16 protein-coding genes and 2 pseudogenes are annotated in these 16,192 nt (G+C 56.9%); 12 read left to right on the top strand and 6 right to left on the bottom strand.

Annotated elements, in window-relative coordinates:
- The 12 genes and pseudogenes from G113_RS12750 to G113_RS12695 form a co-directional block, all read left to right on the top strand.
- Positions 1–407, top strand: a pseudogene (locus tag G113_RS12750) (cobalamin biosynthesis protein CobD); the annotation flags it as partial.
- On the top strand, positions 400–1,227 hold the full coding sequence (locus G113_RS12745) for a cobalamin-binding protein (RefSeq protein WP_005903154.1): 828 nt from the start codon (positions 400–402) through the stop codon (positions 1,225–1,227). The pseudogene G113_RS12750 and the gene G113_RS12745, both read left to right, overlap by 8 nt.
- Before the next feature lie 13 nt (positions 1,228–1,240).
- Complete coding sequence (locus G113_RS12740; protein WP_005903152.1) at positions 1,241–1,648, top strand: rhodanese-like domain-containing protein; 408 nt, start codon at positions 1,241–1,243, stop codon at positions 1,646–1,648.
- Between the two features lie 98 nt (positions 1,649–1,746).
- Complete coding sequence (gene pseB / locus G113_RS12735) at positions 1,747–2,751, top strand: UDP-N-acetylglucosamine 4,6-dehydratase (inverting) (protein ID WP_005903150.1); 1,005 nt, start codon at positions 1,747–1,749, stop codon at positions 2,749–2,751.
- Positions 2,748–3,891: pseudogene (pseC, locus tag G113_RS12730) on the top strand (UDP-4-amino-4,6-dideoxy-N-acetyl-beta-L-altrosamine transaminase). Before pseB ends, pseC begins: the two are co-directional and overlap by 4 nt.
- Complete coding sequence (locus G113_RS12725; RefSeq protein WP_005903143.1) at positions 3,882–4,727, top strand: aldo/keto reductase; 846 nt, start codon at positions 3,882–3,884, stop codon at positions 4,725–4,727. The pseudogene pseC and the gene G113_RS12725 overlap by 10 nt, the downstream one beginning before the upstream one ends.
- On the top strand, positions 4,724–5,479 hold the full coding sequence (locus G113_RS12720; protein ID WP_005903142.1) for a cytidylyltransferase domain-containing protein: 756 nt from the start codon (positions 4,724–4,726) through the stop codon (positions 5,477–5,479). The genes G113_RS12725 and G113_RS12720 overlap by 4 nt, the downstream gene beginning before the upstream one ends.
- Positions 5,476–6,765: an aminotransferase class III-fold pyridoxal phosphate-dependent enzyme gene (locus G113_RS12715; protein ID WP_005903140.1), complete on the top strand. Its 1,290-nt coding sequence runs from the start codon at positions 5,476–5,478 to the stop codon at positions 6,763–6,765. The genes G113_RS12720 and G113_RS12715 overlap by 4 nt, the downstream gene beginning before the upstream one ends.
- Positions 6,766–7,710 (top strand): hypothetical protein, encoded by a 945-nt coding sequence (locus G113_RS12710; RefSeq protein WP_005903138.1) that lies wholly within the window; start codon positions 6,766–6,768, stop codon positions 7,708–7,710.
- The gene (gene pseH / locus G113_RS12705) at positions 7,692–8,255 is read left to right on the top strand and encodes a UDP-4-amino-4,6-dideoxy-N-acetyl-beta-L-altrosamine N-acetyltransferase (RefSeq protein WP_005903136.1); all 564 of its coding nucleotides are present in this window, start codon (positions 7,692–7,694) and stop codon (positions 8,253–8,255) included. Before G113_RS12710 ends, pseH begins: the two co-directional genes overlap by 19 nt.
- Positions 8,252–9,292 (top strand): pseudaminic acid synthase, encoded by a 1,041-nt coding sequence (gene pseI / locus G113_RS12700; protein WP_005903134.1) that lies wholly within the window; start codon positions 8,252–8,254, stop codon positions 9,290–9,292. The genes pseH and pseI overlap by 4 nt, the downstream gene beginning before the upstream one ends.
- An 18-nt stretch (positions 9,293–9,310) precedes the next feature.
- Positions 9,311–9,976: a class I SAM-dependent methyltransferase gene (locus G113_RS12695; RefSeq protein WP_005903131.1), complete on the top strand. Its 666-nt coding sequence runs from the start codon at positions 9,311–9,313 to the stop codon at positions 9,974–9,976.
- 60 nt (positions 9,977–10,036) lie between these two features.
- On the opposite strand, the gene G113_RS12690 is transcribed toward G113_RS12695, so the two are convergent.
- The 6 genes from G113_RS12690 to G113_RS12665 are packed head-to-tail and all read right to left on the bottom strand — an operon-like array spanning position 10,037 to position 15,713.
- The gene (locus tag G113_RS12690; RefSeq protein WP_005903130.1) at positions 10,037–12,124 is read right to left on the bottom strand and encodes a motility associated factor glycosyltransferase family protein; all 2,088 of its coding nucleotides are present in this window, start codon (positions 12,122–12,124) and stop codon (positions 10,037–10,039) included.
- Entirely contained in the window at positions 12,124–12,450 is a 327-nt protein-coding gene (locus G113_RS12685) for a hypothetical protein (RefSeq protein ID WP_236611768.1), read from the bottom strand. Before G113_RS12685 ends, G113_RS12690 begins: the two co-directional genes overlap by 1 nt.
- Entirely contained in the window at positions 12,447–12,869 is a 423-nt protein-coding gene (gene fliS / locus G113_RS12680) for a flagellar export chaperone FliS (protein WP_005903126.1), read from the bottom strand. Before fliS ends, G113_RS12685 begins: the two co-directional genes overlap by 4 nt.
- 29 nt (positions 12,870–12,898) lie before the next feature.
- Entirely contained in the window at positions 12,899–14,296 is a 1,398-nt protein-coding gene (fliD, locus tag G113_RS12675) for a flagellar filament capping protein FliD (protein WP_005903124.1), read from the bottom strand.
- Between the two features lie 33 nt (positions 14,297–14,329).
- A complete protein-coding gene (locus G113_RS12670; protein ID WP_236611767.1) occupies positions 14,330–14,788 on the bottom strand; it encodes a flagellar protein FlaG in 459 nt (152 codons plus the stop codon).
- A 40-nt stretch (positions 14,789–14,828) separates the two neighbouring features.
- Positions 14,829–15,713, bottom strand: coding sequence for a flagellin N-terminal helical domain-containing protein (locus G113_RS12665; RefSeq protein ID WP_005903119.1), 885 nt, complete (start codon positions 15,711–15,713; stop codon positions 14,829–14,831).
- Between the last annotated feature and the right edge of the window lie 479 nt (positions 15,714–16,192).

The following is a 16,192-nucleotide window of genomic DNA, read 5'->3' as shown; positions in this document are numbered from 1 at the left end:
AACTGACGCAGTACGCCTGGAGCTGCAAGCAACCGGCTTTCGTGCAATTCGGCCGCCCGGCCGCAGCCCTCCATCAGGGATTAGCGGCTCCCGCAGCCCTGCTGCTGGCGCTACCCAACCTGTTCCCCAATGTCAAAGAGGGGATGAATGCCCTGCGCAGCGGCTTGACCCGCTGGCCCCATCCGGCCGCTGGCGCCCTGCTTGCCAGCTTGGCGCACCGATGCAAACTGCGCCTCGGTGGCCCCCGTTACTACCAGGGTACGCTAGTGCGACTGCCGGTACTGGGAGATGGGGACGACCCCTCCTGGGAGAGCCCGCGCCAGCTGCTCAGGCGGCTCCAGTGTATCGGCTGGGGTTGGCTCGCTCTGGCCTTGCTGCTCACACTTATCGGAGGCCTGCATGGCTAAGTCCTGGCTAGCCGGCGCGCTGCTCTGGCTGCTGGCGGCGATGGGGCAAGCAGCCGAGCCGCCCCAGCGCATCATCAGCCTGACCCCCCATCTGACCGAGCTATTGGTCGATATAGGTGCGGAAAGCCGCATCGTCGCCACCGATGATGCGTCCGACTATCCGCCACAGGTGCGCGCCCTGCCCCATGTGGCCAATTATCGCAGCATCAATATCGAGGCACTGCTTGCGCAAAAGCCGGATCTGGTGGTGGCCTGGCGCTCGGCCCAGGCACGCATGCTGGCGCCCATCGAACAGCTTGGCATCCCGGTGTTTTACTCTGAACCCACCGATTTTGCCTCCTTGAGCCAAGAGATGCGGGCGCTGGGTGAGCGCTTGGGATTGCAACAAAATGCCAATGCCCAAGCCGATGCCTATCTCGCCAGACTGGCGACGCTCAAGGCCAAATATGGTCATGGTGAGTCCATCAGCGTCTTCTATCAGCTTTGGAACCCACCACTGACCAGCGTTAGCGGCTACGCCTGGGCGGCGCAAGCCATCACCCTTTGTGGTGGTCGCAATCTGGTCGATAACGCGGCCAGTCCCTACCCCCAGGTCGGGCTGGAGCAGATCATCAAGGCCAATCCCCAGCTTATCCTCGCTGGCAGCCGGGACACGCATGTGCTGGATCACTGGCAGCAGTGGCCCATGCTGGATGCCGTTAAACAACACAGACTCACCCTGATCAATTCGGATGAGCTTCACAGATTTACCCCGCGGGCACTCAACGCGGTTGAACAGGTGTGCCAAGCCATCGCGGCGGCGCGCTCTCCCCAACCTTGATCCGGAGGTCATCATGGCCCTCTCTCTTCGCCGCATTCCCTTCACCCTGTTATGGGCCACTCTGAGTGGTGCAAGCTTGCTTGGCACCAGCGCCATGGCAGTGGTTCCCATCGACCAGCAGACCCTGCAGAGCTGGCAGAATCAATCGAGCAAGCGACCACTGCTGCTGGATGTGCGGACGAAGGAGGAGTTTGCAGAGGGCCATATTCCTGGCGCCATCAACATCTCCCACGATCAGCTCATCAAGCGTCTGGCCGAGATCGGCGATGACAGAAGGCTGCCGGTGGTGGTCTATTGCCAAAGCGGGCGACGCGCAGCCCTTGCCGAAGCCGAGCTGGAAAAAGCCGGGTTTGACCATGTCTATCACCTCAGCGGCGACTATCAGGGCTGGGTGAAAAGCAAACAGACTGTCATTAAGTAGACAGTGGATGAAGTGACCTGTCGGGCCATCATCTGATTATTGTTGGCCCTGATTTTGCATTCAATCTCTCCAGACTCCTCTTCACACGAGATACATCTATGTTCAACGAGAAAACGATCCTGGTTACCGGCGGCACCGGCTCTTTTGGCAAGCGTTTCATCCAGATGGTGTTGGAGCGCTACCAACCGGCTCGTCTTATCGTCTATTCCCGTGATGAATTGAAGCAGTTCGAGATGCAGCAGCACTTCAACCATCCCTGCATGCGCTACTTTATTGGCGACGTGCGCGATGGCGAGCGGCTCGACATGGCCATGCGGGACGTAGATTATGTGGTGCATGCGGCGGCGCTCAAACAAGTACCTGCCGCAGAATACAACCCCATGGAGTGCATCAAGACCAACGTGGGTGGAGCGGAAAACGTCATCAAGGCAGCCCTCAACAACGGCGTCAAGAAGGTCATTGCCCTCTCGACCGACAAGGCAGCCAACCCGGTCAACCTCTATGGCGCCACCAAGCTCTGCTCCGACAAGTTGTTTGTCGCCGCCAATAATATGGCGGGCAAGAACCCGACTGTCTTCTCCGTCGTTCGCTATGGCAACGTGGTTGGGTCCCGTGGCTCTGTGGTGCCCTTCTTCGAACAGCTCATCGCCAAGGGGGCTTCGAATCTGCCCATCACCCATGCCGAGATGACCCGCTTCTGGCTGACCTTGCAACAAGGGGTTGAGTTCGTGCTGGCAAACTTTGCCCGCATGAAAGGGGGGGAAGTGTTCGTTCCCAAGATCCCTTCGGTGCGCATCACGGATCTCGCCAGTGCCATGGCGCCCGAGCTGCCGCAAGAGATCATCGGCATCCGCCCGGGGGAGAAGCTGCACGAGGTGATGTGCCCGGCCGATGACTCCTACCATACCTATGAATTCAAAGACTATTACGTCATCGCCCCCAGCATCACCTTCACGAGTCGTAACAATGACTTCGCGATCAATGCCCTGGGGGAAAAAGCGACGTTGGTCGAGCCTGGCTTCGAATACAATTCCCTCAATAATCGCCATTTCCTGTCGATAGAAGAATTGAAAACCATGAACCAGCAGGTGCTAGCCGAATGATCCCCTATGGACGCCAATCCATCACCGATGAAGATATCGATGCCGTCGTTGCCGTACTGAAGTCGGACTATCTCACCCAGGGTGAGATGGTGCCCGCCTTTGAACAGGGGTTGGCCGATTATTGCCAGGTCCCCCATGTGATCGCCTGCAGCAATGGCACCACGGCACTGCATCTCGCCTGCACCGCGCTGGCACTCGGTACGGATGATTGGGTCTGGGTCTCGGCCATCAGTTTCGTCGCCTCGGCCAACTGTGCCCGCTACTGCGGTATCCAGGTGGACTTCGTCGACGTGGAGCCCGATACCGGCAACCTCTGCGTGGCGGCGCTGCGTGAGAAACTGCACCAGGTTCAGGGTACTCCCCGCCAGCCCAAGGCGCTGATCGCCGTGCATCTGGCGGGCCAACCCTGCGATCTCGCCGAGATTGGCGCCCTGTGCCGGCAATATGACGTGCACCTCATCGAGGATGCCTGCCATGCCCTGGGGGCCAGCTATCAGGGGGACCCCATCGGCAGCTGTGCCCACAGCGACATGACCGTCTTCAGCTTCCATCCCGTCAAACCCATCTCCGACGGGGGAAGGGGGCGCGGTGACCACCCGCAGTGCCGAGCTGGCGGCCAAGCTTCGCCTCTATCGCAGCCATGGTATCACCCGGGACCCCGATCAATTGAGCACTCCCAGTCCAGGAGGCTGGTACTACGAGCAGCAGGTACTGGGTTTCAACTACCGCCTGACCGACATCCAGGCGGCACTGGGCTCAAGCCAGCTCCGCCGCCTGCCCCTGTTTATCGACCTTCGCCAGCAGTTGGCCGCCCGTTACGACGCCCTGCTGACCCGGCTGCCGGTGCAGCCCCTGCATCAAAGGGATGGCCGCAGCAGCGGCTACCACCTCTATGTGGTCCAGGTCGCCGACCGGGACCGGGTGTTTGCGCAGCTGAGGGAGGCCGGCATCGGCGTCAACGTCCACTACATGCCCATTCCGGCCCAGCCCTATTACCGTGGTCTGGGCCATGACCCGACCGATTACCCCGGTGCCCAGTCCTACTATCGGCAAGCCATCAGCCTCCCTCTTTTCCCAACGCTCTCGCAGGCGGATCAGAACAAGGTCATTCAGGCACTGGAACACGCGCTATGCGCCTAGCCTTGGGCACAGTACAGTTTGGCCTCGATTACGGCATCAGTAACCACGGTGGTAAGGTGTGCGACAGCGAACTCGAAGCCATCTTGGCTCTGGCGCGCCAGCTGGGAATAGACACCCTGGATACAGCACAGGCTTATGGAGATGCCGAGCTCCGTCTCGGAACCCGGCAGACGGCAGACTTCACGCTGGTCAGTAAATTAGCTCCCGGCATACAGGCTACCCATGTCGCAGCCCAAGTAGAACGCAACTTGCAGCAGCTGCGCCGCAGCAAGTTAGATGGTCTGTTGCTTCACCGTAGCCAGGACGCCACACCCGCCATATTCGAGCAGCTATCAGCATTGCAGCAACAAGATAAAGTTGGCAAGGTTGGCGCCTCTGTCTACTCTCCTGAAGAATTAGAACAGTTGTTGGCACAGGACTTCCCTCTGCAGCTGGTGCAGCTACCCGCCAACCTGCTCGATCAACGCTTCCTGCGCTCAGGTTGGCTTGACAGGTTGCAAGCATTGGGATGCGAGATCCATGTGCGCTCCCTTTTTCTGCAAGGTCTGCTGCTAATGCAGCCCGCACAGCGCCCGAGTTATTTTCATGCATTCAACCCGCAGCTAACCCGACTGGACAGCTGGCGCCCTCACCTATCTCCCCTGAGCAAGGCGCTCTCGCTGATCACTGCATTGCCTCAGGTCAGCCGTTTTGTGGTAGGTGTCTGTCATGCCCATGAATTAGCAGCCATAGTGGCGACTTATCGGGAGCTGGAGCCGTGCGATGAGTATGAGTTGGCCAACTTGGCATCGAACGAACTTCCCCTCATCAATCCCAGCCTTTGGAGATGTTCATGATCCTTGGCATTTTACAAGCCAGAGCCAACTCAACCCGGCTCCCAAACAAAGTGCTCAAGCCCCTGCTAGGCGCCCCCATGCTCGCCCGCCAGATTGAACGGCTCAAGCGCTCGGCCAGATTGGATCAGCTGGTGGTTGCCACCAGTGACCAGGTCGACGATCTCGCCATAGCGGCCCTCTGCGCAGAGCTGGATGTTCCCTGTTATCGCGGCCCCCTGAACGACGTGCTGCAGCGCTTTCATCTGGCGGCGCAACCCTTTGGCCCCAGCCAGATTGTCAGGCTCACCGGCGACTGCCCCCTCGCGGATCCCGTCCTCATCGACGAGCTCATCGAGCTTCATCTGACCGGCGGCTATGACTACAGCAGCAACTGCTGGGATCCCAGCTACCCGGACGGACTGGATGCGGAGATCCTGAGCGCCGCCACTCTCGACCTGCTGGCCGAGCGCGCCCAGAGCCCGGCCCAGCGCGAGCATGTGACCTACTACATCCGCCAGCATGCGGATCAGTTCAAGATTGGGACACTGAGCCGCACCCCCAGCCTGGCCCACCTGCGCTGGACGGTAGACGAGCCCGCCGACTTCGAGCTGGTCGAGCAAATCTACCACCGCCTCTATCCGGTCCAGCCCGCCTTCACCACAGAAGACATCCTCGCCCTGCTGGCGCGGGAGCCGCAACTGACGACCCTGAACACGCAACACCAGCGCAATGAAGGGCTGGCAACCTCACTGGCCAAGGAGAAGCATTCATGACCTCACGTTATCAGCATTCACTGGCACTCTCTGTCCGTGCCGAGCAGAGCATTCCTTTGGGGTCCCAGACCTTCTCCAAGAGCCGCCTCTGCTTCCCCTACGGCGCCGCCCCGCTCTTTATCGAGCGCGGCCAGGGCGCCAGGGTATGGGACGTGGATGGCAACGACTATCTGGACTTTGCCAGCGGTCTGCTGGCCATCAGCTTGGGTTACTGCGACCAGGATGTGAACCAGGCTGTACTGGAGCAGCTCAATCTGGGCTCCATTTTCTCACTTCCCCATCGGCTGGAAACCGAGGTGGCCGAACAGCTGATCGAGCTTATCCCCTGTGCCGAGATGGTGCGCTTTGGCAAGAACGGCACCGATGCCACCTCCGCCTGCATCCGCCTCTCCCGCGCCGTCACCGGTCGGGAGCGGGTCGCCGTCTGCGGCTACCACGGCTGGCAGGACTGGTACATCGGCTCCACCACTCGCCACCTGGGGGTGCCCGAATGCGTACGCGAACTGACCCATCGCTTCGACTACAACGATCTGGGCTCCCTCAAGGCCCAGCTGGAGGCCCATCCCGGCGAGTTTGCCGCCGTGATCCTGGAACCCATGAACGTCGCCTGGCCCACCCCCGAGTTCCTGCCCGGGCTGCGCCAGCTGTGTGACCAGCACGGCGCCCTGCTCATCTTCGATGAGACCATCACCGGTTTTCGCTTCCACCTCGGCGGCGCCCAGACCCTGTTCGGCGTCACTCCGGATCTGGCCGCCTTTGGCAAGGGCATGGCCAACGGTTTCCCCATCTCCGCCGTGGTAGGCCGCCGTGAGTTCATGGGCCGCATGGAGGATATCTTCTTCTCCGGCACCTTTGGCGGCGATGCCATCGCCCTGGCGGCGGCCAACGCCGTCATCAAGAAGATGCGCCGGCTCGACGTGCCGGCTCAACTGGCCGAGCGGGGCCAGCAACTGCTCGATGGGCTCAACGCACTGCTGCAACAAATAAACGCCCCGAGCTGGCTGCAAAGCGCCGGTCACCCGAGCTGGAGCTTCCTGCTGATCGGCGACTCGGCCAACCACTCCAGCTGGCTGCTGAAAAGCTACTTCATCCAGGAGCTGTGCAAGCGTGGCATTCTCAGCCTCGGCAGCCACAACCTCAATCTCGCCCACAGCGAGCAGGACGTTCACACCCTGCTGAGCGTCTATGCCGACATCCTGCCCGAACTGATCCGTCTGGATGCCGACAAGGCTATTCATCAGGCCCTGGATGGCGAGCCAATCCAGCCGGTATTCAAGGTGCGCTGAGTGCTGCCCCTGTGGATTTTCAGTGAGGGTGACCAGCTGCGTGGCTTGGGACACCTGAGCCGCTGCAGCGCTTATGCCGCCGCCTGGCGGCAACAGGGCGGCACTGTCCACTGGGTGGTCGATGGAGATGATCTTGCCAACGCCATGCTCAAGGAGGAGTACGTGAACTGGGACAACTGGCAACAGCAGCCCATCTCCCCGCAGCAGGCGGTCGCCATTGTCGACTCTTATTCGGCGAGCCTGACGACACTACAGAGCATAGCGGCGAGTTTTGTGCGGGTTATTTACCTCGATGATACCGAGCGCCTGGACTATCCAGAGGGGATGGTGATCCATGCCAGCCCTGGTACACCAGGCAACAAGTGCGGTGCCGCCCTCTGGCAGTGGGGACCGGGTTGGCAGCCCCTGCGCCCTCCGTTCTGGTCCGTTCCCGCCAGAACCCGGGTTCCCGAGCGCATCGAGCGCATCCTGATCATCATGGGGGGAACCGACGTGCGCGACCTGACTCCCGGGTTGGTCACCTGGCTACGCCAGCACTGTCCGGAGGTGGAGCTGGATGTCGTCATCCGGGAACACGATCCGCGACTGTCGGGATGCAGGCAACATCACCGCCTCGAGGCCAGCCAGATGGCCGCTCTCATGTGTCGCTGCGATCTGGCCATCAGCAGTGCCGGACAGGTGACCTATGAGCTGGCGCGCTGTGGTCTGCCGGGCATCCTTGTCGGCGTTGCCGACAACCAAGCCAGTCAGCTGGCTGGCTGGTGCGGCCCGGACGCCTTCCTCCCGGGCGGCTGGTGGCATGATGCCGGCTTGCTCTCCCGGCTGGAACAAGAACTGGCAAGACTGGCTGCACCGGACGAACGCACCAGACGAGCACACAGGCTGCAAGCGCTGATGGCAGGAAACGGCACCCTGGAGGCCCTCTCATGGCTCGACCAGAGATAGATCTGCAGCGGCGCTTCGAGCTGGCAGATGTCACCCTCATCCCTTTCGCCATGCTGGACGAGCAGCAGATAGTGGCTGTCTGGCAGATGCGCAACCATCCGGAGATTGCACGCTGGATGAACACCGGAGGTGACATCAGCCTGGAGGCGCATCGCGCCTTCATGGCACGCCAACAGCAGGAGACCCGCAACCTTAACTACCTCTGCCAGGATCCTCAAGGGATCCTGGGGGTACTCGCCCTGCACCGGCTGGACTGGCACAATCGACTGGCCTGGCTCGGGATCTATCGCAATCCCTGGCGCAGCGAGAAACGGCTTGGCGCGCGTCTGCTGACCGCCGTCAACCGGCTCGCCTTCGAGGTCGCCCATCTGCACAGTCTCAAGCTGGAGGTCGCGGCGGACAATGAAAGAGCCATCCAAGCCTATCTGAGAGCAGGCTTTCGCCATGAAGGCGCCTGGCGGGAGGCGGTCTATCGCCCCCATACAACAAACCATGTCGATCTCGTGCTGATGGGGATCACTGAACAGGAGTGGACACATTCATGACCCAAGCCATGGCTAGCGCCATCAATCCGGATCGCTGCTTCATCATCGCCGAACTGTCTGCCAACCATGGCCACTCCCTGGAGACGGCGCTGGCGACGGTACGCGCGGCCAAGGCATGTGGTGCCGATGCCATCAAGATCCAGACCTACACGGCCGACACCATCACCCTGGATTGCGGCAATGAGTATTTCCAGATCAATCAGGGCACCATCTGGGATGGCACCACGCTCTACAAGCTCTATCAAGAGGCCTATACCCCCTGGGAGTGGCATGCCGCCATCCAGGCCGAGGCGCAGAAAGAGGGGCTAGTCTTCTTCTCCACCCCCTTTGATGTCACAGCGGTCGATTTTCTGGAAGACCTTGATGTCCCCCTCTACAAGATCGCCTCGTTCGAAATCACTGACATTCCCCTGATCGAATACGCGGCCAGCAAGGGCAAGCCGATGATCATCTCGACCGGCATCGCGACCCTGGCCGACATCGATGCCGCCATGCAGGCCTGCCGCCGCATGGGCAATCATGACATCACCCTGCTCAAGTGCACCTCCTCCTACCCCGCTCCGGTGGAGGAGGCCAACCTGCTCACCATGCCCAATATGCGACAGACATTTGGTGTCAAGGTTGGGCTATCGGACCATACCATGGGGCAGGCCGTCGCCATGGCCGCTGCTGCGCTGGGCGCTCAAGTGATCGAGAAACATTTTATCTTGGATCGTGAATTGGGTGGTCCGGATGCTTCCTTCTCCATGACGCCTGCAGAATTTACGCAGATGGTCGAGGGGATAAGGCAAGTAGAGGCTGCCCTGGGTGAGGTCAATTACAGTCTCAGTGCCAAGGCCACCCTGAACCGGCAATTCTCACGTTCACTCTTCGTCTGTCAGGAGATGAAGGCTGGCGAGGAGTTCACTCCTCTTAATCTGCGATCCATTCGACCAGCTCATGGGTTGCCCCCGGTCCACCTCCCCTCCCTGCTGGGACGTCGCGCCAACCAGGATATTCCAGCAGGTACGCCGCTGGACTGGTCATTGGTTTCCTGAGCTGCCAAGGAGCACAACATGAAACAGAAGAGTGTCTTTATGGCGCAAGAAGGGAACGAGTGGTATGAGAGAAACAAAGCCGCCATTCTCGACAAATCGCTCACGAGCGATCCCATCTTCAAGGCGCTGCAATATCTAGGGAGCAAACCTGCCAGGATCCTGGAGATAGGCTGCGCCAACGGCTGGCGACTGGCGCAACTGGCCGAGTACTACGGCGCCCGCTGCTATGGGGTTGATCCTTCAGCCAGCGCCATCCAGGATGGGCTATCTCGCTATCCAGGGTTGCACCTCACCGTGGGCACCGCCGATTGCTTGCCCGAGATAGAGCCCGTTGACCTTATCATCTTCGGATTTTGCCTCTACCTTTGCGACCCGCAGGATCTGTTCAAGATTGCCGCTGGCAGTGATGCTTTGCTGGCTGACAGGGGCCTTATGACCATCATGGATTTCAATCCCCCGGCGGGCCACTATCGGAACGACTATCAGCACCACGCCAATCTTTTCAGCTACAAAATGAACTACGGAGAGTTGTTTGGTTGGCATCCTGGCTACCATCGTCTGTTTGAACACGTACAACACCACGATGGCAGTGCTGAACTGGAGCCGGATGCACTGATTTCGGTACAGATATTGCGTAAGGATGCGAGGCTGCTCGCGGCACAGAACCCCTACCCGAAGAGATAAAAAATACCGACCTTCGGGTCGGTATTTATTTTTGCTCTTACTTTCTGAATGCTTCTGCTTTTATTTTCTAAACAGTGCCATCACTTCACTATCTATCATGTCGACGCTGTCGAGTGCCCTTGGGTACATTTCTCTCGCCTTCGATAAAAACTCCAGCCATAAATCGATAGCCGGTTTCATCAACTCCAGCGTTTCTTCCTCACCTTCGAATGAATAGAGAATGGAGCTCAGCAGGGTAAACACATAATTCATCGAACCCATCATGGTTTGGGCGATATGCTGCTGCCGAGTGGCGGCGATCTGAGCAAGATAGCCAAAGTTACGCAACATCAGCTGATTCAGCTCATTTCGAGATGAGAACTCCTGTCGCCACTCGGCAACCATCTTGTCGATGAAGATATTGAAGAACTCGACGTCAAGCAGCGAAGAGAAGTCTTGCTTGGACAAGGGGATGGGGGCACAGAGCGCAGTGATCTCCGCCAGCAGGGCCGTCTTGTCTACAGGCGAAGAGAGGCTGATCTCAACACTTGGCAAGGCTCTGGTCTTCTCAATCTTGGCGCCATCGCTGCAGTTGAAGCATCGAACATCTTCATTGGTGGCCAGTACTTGTTCGATCACCCGGCGAGAGGTGTCAAACATGGCATTGCTGATAATGGTGCCGCCAAAATTCCCTTCCCGCTGCCATTGGCTATCACCATACATCATGTCACCCAGCGCCCCGGCACTCTCCTCATTGTTATAATAAGAGCTGAGCTTTGAATGATGATGTCCCTTGTTCTTGTAGCCGTTATCAAGACCGAACAGATAAAGGCTTTTAAAACCAAGATGGATGGGAGCGCTGACACCGATATTACCCACCAGAGGGTTAACACCACCGATGGCTGCACTAGCGGTCAAGTGCGAGAAGTAATTATGATAGAGCACGACGCCAGGCTCACCAAGCTTGAAGACAAGCGCTGATTGATTGAATAGCGAAGCGCAATCAGGGTGGATCACATCCGTGCTCAGGAACAAGATATCCCGCAGATAATCAGGATCGTTCAAATTGACCAGGAAGTCATAGACAATCTTGGTCCGCTCCGTTTCAACGTGAATGTCCGGCTTGATACCTATCTTGTGCAAGGCTGATATGGCACTGCCACAAGAGACGATAATGGCCTTGTCTTTATTTTTTTCGAGGGTAGCAATAGCGTTATCCAGCGAGGGGCCATTGGCGACAATAAATATGGGCGTTCGCTGATATTTTGATGAGATTCTGTGCTCTTTTTTCAAGAAAGGGACTGCACGTTCGATATTATTGATGGTATGAGACAGCGCAATCAGGTTGTCGTCAAAGAAACCCCACCCCATGACCAGCAGATAATATTCCTGCTGCACCTTCTCTATCAGCTTTCTTATCTTGTCGTTCTGATAGCCCCACATGATGAAAGCATTGGCGATCAAGAAAGAACCCCGGCTGTGAATAGCCGACGAAAAGTCCTTCACTATGGTTTCTTCATCTTGCCCCAGCAGGATGTGCAGCCCCAGATTCTCCTGGTGCAGGTAAGCCAGTAGTGGTGCCCAGTCAAAGCAAAATAGCGACCCGTAGAATAGGTCCAAATCCGGCTCAAACAGGAAGAGAGTGCCAATCTTGCACCGCTCGTAGAGATAACCAAGGTGGTAACCCAGACCTACCCCGAAGATAAGAGCACTTGGTACCTCATGGGGGACCTGGCTCAGCATATCTTCCCTGATGGATATCTCGTCCAGGTAAGTATTCAATTTGTTGAGGTATTCAACATGCATGAAGCCAAGGGGATTGGCCTCCTGACTGAAAGAGAACTTGGATAACCCGCCCTTCTCCATGAACTCCTGCACCAGCGTCTCGCAAATAAGGTAGGGTTCGGCACCATAAACGGCTACATCATCATCGAGCCAGGCCAGATTGGGTTGACCGTTCTCACTGCAGAAAAATTTGAATGGGCGGGCGGGCTGATAAGCCTCATACATGTCGGCAATGTGGGGAATATATTGCCGAAATGCCGCCATATTCTGTGCAAAGCGAAGAGGCAACGCCACCTTCATGGCGGCTTCCTGCTCTGCTTGCTGCTGCAGTCGTTGCGCCTCCTGTTCAGCTTTTGCCAGAGCCGCATCCATATTGACTGACATCAAAACTCCTTGCTGTTCACGCGATACGCTTGCCCAGCCTTATTGGCTGTGCCAATTTGAGCCAGTTGTTTGAATACACTCTGATGATGACTGGCAGCCATAGCTTGCATGTGCTCTTCCTGCACGGCAGCCTTGGCGGCCAAGACTGCAATGTCTTGCTGTTGCATCGGATTCTCTTTGGCTTGCTGCACTAAGCGCGTGATCAACATCAGTCGATCATCCATGCACAGCAGCGCCTCGTCATAGCGCTGCTGTTGCAAGAGCGCCGCCATTAAACGGGCATTTTCCGTTAATGCGTCATCAAGGGAGGTTAGTGTAACTATCACAGCTCACCCTGCTGTTTTCTCATTTGATAGCCTTGGTTTTTCTCTGCATCAGGCAGTTGATCCCAACCGGATTTGATCGTCACCATCAGGCCCATGACTTCGTCGAGCGGTGCGGCATCTCGCCCCAAGCTTGCATCCCAGATACGTTCATCCATATAGGAATAAAGCCCGAGCAAATCTTCGGATATCGTTCCCTGACTCATATCCAGCGCATCCTGCAAGCCATGCAGCAGCCCTTGCGCCTTGGAGACGGCAATCGACTTTGCCTCCATGTCATGCCGTTCTATGGCGCCCTTGGCCTGGGCCAGACGCTCGAGAAAACCTTGCATCATCAACTGAATGACACGATGAGGATCGGCAACCGCCAAATCAGCCGCTATGCTAGTCGCCTTATATGCCTTCAGATTACGGTTATACATCAGATGGGTCCTCGCGATATAACTCTCTATCAATTCTTATTGTTGATTTGTAATGACGACAGCGCAGATGCAGAGTTATTCATTTTTACAAGCAATGCATCCAGGCTGCCATATTGAGCACGCAGCGACGCCTCATATTTCACTAGCTGTGCATTGGAGGTGACCTGTTTTTGATTCAGACTGCGCAAGTCAGAGTTGAGCGTATCGGTACGCTGCGCCAGCATCCCCCCTGACTTGGTATACTCTTTCAGACCTTTGCTCAGAGAACCAGCAAGACCATTTTCATTACCAAATAATGCAACGACCTGATCGAAGTTCTTGTCGACCGCTTCGCCAAATTTCTCTTTATCAAGTGACAACTTACCCTTGTTATCCATCTTCATGCCAATCTCGAAGATGGTCGAGTAGGTCGAGCTGCTACTTGAAGGGCTGACCACCAAATTGCTCATATAGGTGTTGATGGCTCGCGTGGTCGAATCCCCGGACAGGGCTCCACCATCATCCTGCTTCACTCCCCCTACGAAGCTGCTGCGTTTGCCGAGCGTTCCTATCTTGTCTTGCAAGGCGTTATAACCATCGACAAATTGCTGCACCAGCTCCTGGATGGAGGTCTTGTCAGTGGTGATATCAACCTTGTTGGACTTCAGGTCGCCATTGCCATCCTTGTCGGATACCCGCAGCACAGTCAGTTTCAAATCCTGAATGGTGTCATCGAAGACATTGGTATCACTCTTGAGGACATTGCCATCGACGACTATCTCGGCACTGCCAGCGGCTTGAGTCTGACTCATGGCACTGCCCGCGGCGCCGGTCGAGAAGAGATCCAGCTCAGCGTTGTCACCGCTGATGGTCAGATCCTTGCCATCTCCCGACACACCCGAGTCGATGATGAGCTTGGCCTTGCCGTCTGCGGTATTGACGATGTTGGCGCTAAGCCCGAAGTTATCCCCATTGCTGTTGATGCTCTTGCGGATATCTTGCAGGGTATCGCCCGCTTTCACATCCACCTTGAATGTCTTGTCACCTGCCTTGAACGTCAGCTGACCATCCTGAGTGATCAATGCGGCCGTTGAACTATCGAATACCCCTTCCTGCCGGCTCGTCTGTGCCAACTTATTGACGGTGATATTGTACTGACCGTTGGAGCCACCGCTCTTGCTCTCCATTTTCAGCACAGGATCATCTTTATCCTGCGTGATATTGATGGCGCGTTTGTTGAAAGCGCCAGGGGCACTCAACTTGTCGAGGATATCGGTGAAGGCAGAGATAGATGACTTGAGCTGGCCGACACCAGACAAGGTGATTTGGGTGCTGTTTTGTTTGGTGATGATCGGCTGCTGCAACTGAGCCTTTCTGGCGGCGACACTCGCCGAGATCACACTTTCAAGATCAATACCCGATCCTGCACCCGCCGAGGTAATCGCCATAACATGCTCCTGTCAATCAGCTTAAAAATACATTCATACCTGCCCATCAAACAGCAGTCCAGATAGGTTGACCCCATCGGCACCAGCTTGCTCCATGGCCTGTAACCTCTTATTTATCAAGAGGATCTCTTCACTCGGTATCTGGCGAATCACCTGTTTGGTATCGGCATCAATCACCTTGATCACGGGTTGATCGAGTTCAGGCATCAGAGTGAAATCAATGGTCCAGCCTTTTACCTTGCTCAAATTGGCCAGTTTCTCTTGCAATTCCTGGGCCTGTTTCTCTATTTGAGCCTTTTCCATACGCGATGCCGACGCCTTGATGTGCGCTGGCGCCTCCTGCGATGACGTCGCTGTCGGCTCGACACTTGTTTGTTCGACCACATTATCCCCACCAGAGACTGGCGGAGAAACAGACATGGCGACCTGAGGGCCGCCATGTTGAGTTAGCGTCGAAGTAACAGAGGGCATGACTATCGATTCAGTGGCCATCTGCTGCTCCTCCTAATCAGTGTTGGATTGCGGTATCGGCTTAGCCCAACAGTTGCAAGGCTGACTGCGGACGCTGGTTGGCCTGAGCCAGGATGCTGGAGGCAGCCTGTTGCAGGATATTCTGCTTGGTCATGTTGGCAGTCTCAGTCGCGAAGTCCGCATCCCGGATACGGGAGCGCGCAGCACTGACGTTTTCGGAAATGTTGGACTGGTTGCGGATGGTCGAATCCAGGCGGTTTTGCACCGCACCCAGCTCGGCACGCTTGCCATCTACCACACCCAGCATGGCATCGACTGCACCCAGAACATCTTGAGCATTACTCTGGCTACTGATACTGATCCCACCGACAGTGGAACCGCTGGTGAAGATACTTCCGACTGCAGCGCCACCTGATGCAGATACCGCGGTCGCAATGCCTGAAATACTGAAACCACCAGCCTGACTCAAGCTGAAGCCGATGGTCTGGTTGGCATCCGCGCCCACCTGGAAATTCCCCGCGTAAGAACCATCCAGCAGTTTAGTGCCCGCGAAGGTGGTGTCTTGGGAGATACGATTGATCTCGGAACCCAGCTGATCCACTTCTTTTTGAAGTGCCTCACGATCCTTGGCGGAGTTGGAGCCGTTGGCAGATTGCTGGGCCAGAGTGCGCATACGCTGCAGCATGCCGGTCACTTCATCCATGGCCCCTTCAGCGGTCTGCGCCAGGGAGATGCCGTCGTTGGCATTGCGGTTGCCCTGATCCAGCCCATTGACCTGGGAGGTCAGACGGTTGGAGATCTGCAGACCTGCTGCATCGTCCTTGGCGCTGTTGATACGCAAACCCGATGCCAGGCGGGTATAGGAGGTATCCAACGACTTGCTGGTGTTCATCAAATTACGCTGGGCGTTCAATGATGAAGTATTGGTGTTGATAAACATGGCCATAAAAGATTTCTCCTGATGAACAAGAAACTGCGGGTTCTGCTTGTGTTAACACAGTCAGGATCCCACCGTTCAGATGAACAACCTGAACGGGGCTGTACCATCTGGCGGGTCCTTTGTTTGAACGGACATTGGACCCGCAGTTGCGCAAATGTTGGTTTTCCGAACACCCCATCGATTTGCTTCACCTTCTGTAACGGCAGCCCCATCAGAAGCTTTAGGACATTTATTGCCACCCTCATCAACAAAGAGGCAAGCACCTTCCGCCTTACAGCTCAGAGTGGCAAAGGAAGGCCACCATGATGGCCCGGAAATCCCGGAAATCCCCGAAATGGAGCATGCCCCTCACAGAGCCCCTCCATGGAGATATTTGCTGACGCTATTGATGCGGGAGATTGCGGGAAATAATGGTGCGCCATTTTCTGCCGTCAGATATGAGAGCCGCCCATCGTTGGCCGAGGCAGAAATCATTCCCACTAGGG

It is taken from the genome of Aeromonas molluscorum 848, assembly GCF_000388115.1.
In the GTDB taxonomy this organism is placed as follows: Bacteria; Pseudomonadota; Gammaproteobacteria; order Enterobacterales; family Aeromonadaceae; genus Aeromonas; species Aeromonas molluscorum.
This window is presented reverse-complemented; position numbering and strand designations above follow the sequence as displayed.

Coding starts and splice junctions, on each gene's coding strand:
- fliS (WP_005903126.1), bottom strand. CDS start 12,869: ATGTATAACCGTAATCTGAAGGCATATAAGGCGACTAGCATAGCGGCT.
- G113_RS12745 (WP_005903154.1), top strand. CDS start 400: ATGGCTAAGTCCTGGCTAGCCGGCGCGCTGCTCTGGCTGCTGGCGGCG.
- G113_RS12720 (WP_005903142.1), top strand. CDS start 4,724: ATGATCCTTGGCATTTTACAAGCCAGAGCCAACTCAACCCGGCTCCCA.
- G113_RS12725 (WP_005903143.1), top strand. CDS start 3,882: ATGCGCCTAGCCTTGGGCACAGTACAGTTTGGCCTCGATTACGGCATC.
- fliD (WP_005903124.1), bottom strand. CDS start 14,296: ATGGCGATTACCTCGGCGGGTGCAGGATCGGGTATTGATCTTGAAAGT.
- G113_RS12690 (WP_005903130.1), bottom strand. CDS start 12,124: ATGTCAGTCAATATGGATGCGGCTCTGGCAAAAGCTGAACAGGAGGCG.
- pseI (WP_005903134.1), top strand. CDS start 8,252: ATGACCCAAGCCATGGCTAGCGCCATCAATCCGGATCGCTGCTTCATC.
- G113_RS12665 (WP_005903119.1), bottom strand. CDS start 15,713: ATGGCCATGTTTATCAACACCAATACTTCATCATTGAACGCCCAGCGT.
- pseH (WP_005903136.1), top strand. CDS start 7,692: ATGGCTCGACCAGAGATAGATCTGCAGCGGCGCTTCGAGCTGGCAGAT.
- G113_RS12695 (WP_005903131.1), top strand. CDS start 9,311: ATGAAACAGAAGAGTGTCTTTATGGCGCAAGAAGGGAACGAGTGGTAT.
- G113_RS12740 (WP_005903152.1), top strand. CDS start 1,241: ATGGCCCTCTCTCTTCGCCGCATTCCCTTCACCCTGTTATGGGCCACT.
- pseB (WP_005903150.1), top strand. CDS start 1,747: ATGTTCAACGAGAAAACGATCCTGGTTACCGGCGGCACCGGCTCTTTT.
- G113_RS12670 (WP_236611767.1), bottom strand. CDS start 14,788: ATGGCCACTGAATCGATAGTCATGCCCTCTGTTACTTCGACGCTAACT.
- G113_RS12715 (WP_005903140.1), top strand. CDS start 5,476: ATGACCTCACGTTATCAGCATTCACTGGCACTCTCTGTCCGTGCCGAG.